The sequence below is a fragment of the Aeromonas rivuli genome, from assembly GCF_000820045.1.
In the GTDB taxonomy this organism is placed as follows: Bacteria; Pseudomonadota; Gammaproteobacteria; order Enterobacterales; family Aeromonadaceae; genus Aeromonas; species Aeromonas rivuli.
Genome location: NZ_CDBJ01000006.1, coordinates 1 through 5,629, shown reverse-complemented (window position 1 = coordinate 5,629; position 5,629 = coordinate 1). Strand labels below are relative to the sequence as shown.

General features: G+C 56.7%; 6 protein-coding genes and 1 pseudogene. 3 read left to right on the top strand and 4 right to left on the bottom strand.

The window, feature by feature from the left end:
* From BN1130_RS00720 to BN1130_RS21445, 3 genes and pseudogenes are all read left to right on the top strand, one after another.
* Positions 1-1,263: pseudogene (locus tag BN1130_RS00720) on the top strand (terminase large subunit domain-containing protein); the annotation flags it as partial.
* Between the two features lie 118 nt (positions 1,264-1,381).
* A complete protein-coding gene (locus tag BN1130_RS00715) occupies positions 1,382-2,314 on the top strand; it encodes a phage portal protein (RefSeq protein ID WP_370736593.1) in 933 nt (310 codons plus the stop codon).
* Positions 2,315-2,369: 55 nt separating this feature from the next.
* Positions 2,370-2,621: an ogr/Delta-like zinc finger family protein gene (locus BN1130_RS21445; RefSeq protein ID WP_084218087.1), complete on the top strand. Its 252-nt coding sequence runs from the start codon at positions 2,370-2,372 to the stop codon at positions 2,619-2,621.
* Positions 2,622-2,791: 170 nt separating this feature from the next.
* On the opposite strand, the gene BN1130_RS00710 is transcribed toward BN1130_RS21445, so the two are convergent.
* From BN1130_RS00710 to BN1130_RS00695, 4 genes are all read right to left on the bottom strand, one after another.
* Positions 2,792-3,289 carry a DUF6392 family protein gene (locus BN1130_RS00710; protein ID WP_042039642.1) on the bottom strand — a complete coding sequence of 166 codons (498 nt, stop codon included), beginning with the start codon at positions 3,287-3,289 and terminating at the stop codon, positions 2,792-2,794.
* Positions 3,286-4,266, bottom strand: coding sequence for an S-type pyocin domain-containing protein (locus BN1130_RS00705; protein ID WP_052448153.1), 981 nt, complete (start codon positions 4,264-4,266; stop codon positions 3,286-3,288). The genes BN1130_RS00710 and BN1130_RS00705 overlap by 4 nt, the downstream gene beginning before the upstream one ends.
* Positions 4,267-4,276: 10 nt before the next feature.
* On the bottom strand, positions 4,277-4,747 hold the full coding sequence (locus tag BN1130_RS21440) for a type VI secretion system PAAR protein (RefSeq protein ID WP_084218086.1): 471 nt from the start codon (positions 4,745-4,747) through the stop codon (positions 4,277-4,279).
* Positions 4,748-5,100: 353 nt separating this feature from the next.
* The coding region (locus tag BN1130_RS00695; RefSeq protein ID WP_232301902.1) for a hypothetical protein at positions 5,101-5,629 on the bottom strand (529 nt) is incomplete at its 5' end.

Genomic DNA, 5,629 nt, shown 5'->3' with positions numbered 1-5,629 from the left:
CAGATAGGCATGACTTACTACTTTGCCGGTGAGGCGCTAGAGGATGCCGTGCTCAATGGTGGTAATCAGGTATTCCTCTCGGCCACCCGGGCCCAGGCCGAGATATTCCGATCCTACATTGTCCACCTGGCACGTACTTTCCTGGGGGTCGAGCTGACCGGCAACCCCATTGTGCTCTCCAACGGGGCCAATCTGGTGTTCTGCTCGACCAGTGCCAACAGTGCCCAGGGCTACACCGGCAACTTCTACGCCGACGAATACTTCTGGATCAAGAACTTCAAGGCGGTCACCGATGTGGCCGCTGGCATGGGGTCGCAGTCGCATTGGCGAAAAACCTTCTTCTCGACCCCCTCAAGCAAGGCACACGGCGGTTACAAGCTGTGGACGGGGGATGACTGGAAGGGCAAGGATCCCGCGCGCCAGGCGCAAACCTTCCCAACCGATGCCGAGCTCAAAGACGGTGGCCGGGTCTGCCCAGATCGGGTATGGCGCTATATCCTGACCTTGGAAGAAGCGGTGTCGAGCGGCTTTAACCTCATCGACATCGAGGCGCTGCGCGAAGAGACCGCGATTGAGGTCTTCGAGCACCTCTACATGTGCGCCTTTGTCGATGATGAAAGCTCGGTATTCAAGTTCCAGGATATGGAGAGAGCCGAGACGGATACCAGTACCTGGAGCGATTACACCCGAGGGCACCCTGAGCCGTTTGGCAAGCGAGAGGTGTGGTTGGGCTATGACCCGAGCCGTACCCGCGATAATGCCACCTTGGTGGTGGTCGCCCCGCCACTGTTCCCAGGTGAGAAGTTCCGGGTGCTGGAGAAACACTTCTGGCGCGGCATGAACTTCCGCTACCAGGCGAGCGAAATTGAGAAGATTGCCAAGAAGTTTCGGGTCACTTACTTAGGCATCGACGTATCCGGGGTCGGCAGCGGGGTTTATGACCTGTTGCAGCCAGTCTTCAAATCCACCATTACTCCCATCAACTACAACGTCGAGAGCAAGGCCCGCTTGGTGCTGAAAATGGTGGACGTGGTGGAGTCAAACCGTATCGAGTGGGATCAGGAGGACATCGAGATCCCGCTGGCCTTCATGAGCATCAAACGCAGCACCACCGGCGGTGGCCAGATGACGTTCCGTGCATCGCGCAGTAGCGAAACCGGTCACGCCGACGTGTTCTTTGCCATCGCCCATGCGGTGGACAACGAGCCGCTCGACACATCACGACGCCGCAAATCCACCTGGGCCATCAGCAAACGAGGAAAACATGAGCCGCAAACAGCGCTTTTATCAGCGGGCCGAGCGGCCCACCCCAGCCACCATTCCCAGCAACCGATCCGCGGTAAGCTTTTCCATTCCCGAGCCCATCGACCCCACGGCTTGGATGACCGACTACACCGATGTGTTTTACAGCCCCTGGGGCGAGTATTACCTGCCCCCCATCGACCGCAAGGGCTTGGCCAAGGTCGCCCGCGCCAATGCACACCATGGCGCCATCCTGATGGCAAGGCGCAACATGGTCTCCGGGCGCTTTGTCAGTCGGGAGGGGGTGCCCCGGGAGGTGATCACCGCCTTTGTGCATAACCTGCTGCAGTTTGGTGATGCGGCCTTGCTCAAGCTGCGCAATGGCTTTGGCCAGGTGGTAGGACTCTATCCGTTATCGAGTCTGTATGTGCGCCGCTGTAGTGATGGTAATTTCCTGATGTTGCAGCGCGATGGCAGTTACAAGCACTACAGCGCCGATGACATCATCTGGCTGGCGCAATATGACCCGGTGCAGCAGGTGTATGGCCAGCCTGATTACCTGGGGGGCCTGCAGTCGGCTTTGCTTAACCAGGACGCCACCATGTTTCGGCGTAAATACTTCCTCAACGGGGCGCACATGGGGTTCATTTTCTATGCCACGGATCCGAACATGGATGATGACCAGGAAGCGGAAATGAAGGATATGATCGCCAGCTCCAAAGGCGTTGGTAATTTCCGCTCGATGTTCGTCAATATCCCGGGTGGCAAGCCGGACGGTATCAAACTCATCCCGGTTGGGGACATCGCGACCAAGGACGAGTTTGCGGCCATCAAGGCGATCACCGCCCAAGATGTGCTGACGGCGCATCGCTTCCCGGCGGCTCTGGCGGGTATCATCCCGGCCAATGGCAGTGGGGGGTTGGGGAACCCGGAGCAATACGATCGGACTTATGCCCGTAATGAGGTTATCCCACTGTGTGAACTTATCCAGGATGCCATCAACGGGGCCAATTTACCGCGACGGTTATGGGTCGATTTCAATCGCTCACTTGAGGTGCCCACCCCTGTATGAAAACCCAGCTAGCCGATATAATTGCTCGGTTTATATCGTCGGGACTGGGGGGAGTATGCGGGTATTTTGTCGGGAATGTGGGGAGTTGGGGCGCATCACCAAGACGCATCGACTGAGCCGTGACACAGCGGATTTATATTGTCAGTGTACGGATGCGCAGTGTGGGGCCAGCTGGGTGTCGCAAATGTCGTACAGCCATCCGTTGAGCCCATCGGGGCGCACAGCCAGCCAGTTAGCCTTGAGTCTCATCAACTCGCTCAGCCCGGACGGGCGGCAGCTACTGCTGCAAGGGCTCAACCAAGGGTAATGAAGAAGGGGCGCATCATGCGCCCCTCTGTTTTGCTGATATCCAGCCGCCTCATATACACGTATCCCAAGGCGGTGAGAGAACTTGGGACACCAGAGAAAGAGCCCACACTTCCGGCGCTTTTATACACAAAAAAACAGGCTATGCCTGAGCGGAGATTCTGCTCAAACTCATGTGAGCAGCAGTGATGGATCTAACTCCTTCCATTGCACCAAGGCAGTTGGCTTAAATGCGACACTCTTCACCACTTGGGCCAAGGTGTAGTGCAACAACATACTTACTCGCTGCTCGCCAACCTTCATAACATAGTGATCAACTCCACCAAACCTCCTCTTTACCAGCTCGAACGGGGGGTGGGAGTTTGTCGGATTGCCAAATTTCTCCCTAACCTGGGGCCGAAACATATCCGGCCAAAGCGGGCTAGGAAGCTCGTTAGGAAAGACATAACTATCTTTCCCTTCCTTGAGCAGAGATAAGTTAACTTCGATGATCTTTCTCGATGCTCTATCAAAGGTCAGAGTAACCCCCTCTTTCGCCATTTCAAGATACAAATAAGGGCTACCTGAATCCCCTTTTGGCTTGGTCTTATAGGGGATATACCCAGCTTCAAATAAGGCTTCGTAGGTCTGCCCCAAGTTATTGATGATCGCCTTCACATTAACCGTCATTTGTACCACCCCTGATCTCTGTTTACTTGATGCATTTCCTGCCGGGCCTTCTCGATTTGGACATCACTAAACCCCTCTTCCTGCAAGCAGCTCTTGATGGCATCCAGGTTGCGATCCACTGCCCCCTGTAAATCCTTAGCATCTTTATCTATCTGCGTTGAAGTATTGCGACCACCATAGGTTTCACTGCACTTCTGATGCACCGATGCAGGCACAATTAGGGCAGCTACGTCCTTTTTCATGGATTGCAGATCCTGCACATCCAGTTCAGGAAAGCTCAACCTCAAATAGCGTTCAATCGCCGCAGCAGAGGGCATATGATCCGCATGAGTTCCGGCTCTGGGTCGCCCCTGAAAACCGCGATAAGTATCAACTTCTAACAGCTTCACCGGCGGCTTGCTGTACACCAGGTAAAGCGGCGGGATGCCCAGCGACACCGGAAAGGTGATGATGCAGTCTTGCAGCTCATCACCACTCGCCGGGAAGGTCTCCAGCTCCGCATCCGGCGCATCCGGGATCGGGCGTACCAGAATGTTGGATACCTCCAAGCCGTCACGCTCCGGGTAGTAGCTGCTGGCATCCGGGACTTCTCCACGACTATCAGGATACCAAGTCAGGGTCGGGCCACCAGGAATGGCAGCAACTACGGCACTCCCTTCCTGGCGCGCCTGCACCACCGATACCGAGTCCATCCCGGAGGCCGCGCTGGTGTGGATACCATAGACCTGCATCCGCCCCTGTTCGTCCTCGATAAACCTAAAGCGCACCCGGGTCGCGGCACGGCTCATTGCCTGCAACTGCGCATCAGTGTAGAGCGTGCCATCCCCCATATCAGACGGCCAAAACGCCATGATAAAGGCACCGGACGCGGCCCCACTGGTACGCAAGGCCCAGGCTCCCAACTCGCTCGGTACACTCCCGGAGAGCCGCCCCAGGGTGATCTCTTTCGCGGCACTGCCTGCTATCGCACTCGACATTGCATTCCCCTTAGCTGGCGCTGGATGGCATGGGCGCGAGCACCAGCACGCGACCGAAGAGTGAGATCGGCTCAGGCCCTGTCGCGGCCTCGATGGTGGTCGGCGGTACCGAGCAAGACTTGGCAAACACACATAGCAGCTCCGGCGTTGTCAGGGGATTTTGTACTGCTTCTCCTGCGCCACCTGGTGCAAGATCCCCAATGAATACCGAACTGCCGCCGATCACAAGGCCACCACATCCGATTTCACTTCCCGTCAGTGCGGCGGGCTGGCCATTGAAAAACACCGTCGAGGAGCCTGTTGTGATGGCGCGATCATGGGGGGAGCTGCCTGGTTTGGTATGCGGAGCCAGCTTGTCGCCCACGCGGGCAGCGGGCTTGTTATCGATGATGATATCCGGCGATCCGGTAATAATGGGGCTGGGGGCAAAGCCATCATGGTCAGTACCTATATCCCCAATCGTGGCGGCCTTCTTAGACATTTATCCTCCTGGCGTCACAATGAATAAGCCCGTTATTGTGGCACGAGATGCGGATGAGACCAAGAAAGAGGCAATTTGATGCGACAGAGGCTCAATCAAGAAGAGGGCATGCTGCACTCTTTGCCAACCAACTGCCGCGCTTCGCTTGTCGCCCCCCAAAAGAGGGAGGACAGACTACGCTAGACCTCTCTCTTTTGGGGGTGTCAGGGGCATTCGATGAACCTTGAACGGTGGTGGAACATCGGTTTTTCAGGCTTGGCCATGAGCCCTTCTTTACGGAGCGGACAAGCCGTTCTACCACGGTGTAGATTGTTTTCTCTAGTGCCAAACTGATTTGCTCTGGCCCCATGGCGTCATAGGGTAATCACCCCGAAAAATTCAGCATTGGTCAGCACTTCTTGGCGCACTTCGGTGGGTGGCAATGGCCAGGTGTGCAGATTGACGCTATCCCGTAGTCGCTCGAGTTGGGCGCTGGCCCGGGTCAGGTCACCCGCTTCCAATGCATCCAGCAGTTCAAGTGCATCCCCGGCACCGGTGGTCGCCATGGCAGCCAGCCACGCGGCGGGATCCCCTGATTGAGCCAATAAGCCCCGCACATCCTCAAGCGCCGCCAGGCGCTGTGCCTGCCGCAGCTTGGCTTCTATCTCTATCTGGAATGGGTCGGGTTCGGTTGGGCTCGAATACGGGTGCCGTTCGGTTACTTTCAGCTGGCCATCACGGATGCAGATATAGCGGTCGTCGGACTTCACCACGGCACCACGCCGTACCAGGGCGATTTCGTCGCCATCCAGCCCCAGATGGATCAATCCTTTTTCTCCTATCAGATCCTTTTTCTCCCCAGTGAGATCCTTGCGTACAGTTATTGCCAGAGCTCCAAGGGGG

Excerpts from the sequence above, each read along its gene's own strand:
- BN1130_RS00705 (WP_052448153.1), bottom strand. The coding sequence starts at position 4,266 with ATGTCGAGTGCGATAGCAGGCAGTGCCGCGAAAGAGATCACCCTGGGG.
- BN1130_RS21445 (WP_084218087.1), top strand. The coding sequence starts at position 2,370 with ATGCGGGTATTTTGTCGGGAATGTGGGGAGTTGGGGCGCATCACCAAG.
- BN1130_RS00715 (WP_370736593.1), top strand. The coding sequence starts at position 1,382 with ATGACCGACTACACCGATGTGTTTTACAGCCCCTGGGGCGAGTATTAC.
- BN1130_RS21440 (WP_084218086.1), bottom strand. The coding sequence starts at position 4,747 with ATGTCTAAGAAGGCCGCCACGATTGGGGATATAGGTACTGACCATGAT.
- BN1130_RS00710 (WP_042039642.1), bottom strand. The coding sequence starts at position 3,289 with ATGACGGTTAATGTGAAGGCGATCATCAATAACTTGGGGCAGACCTAC.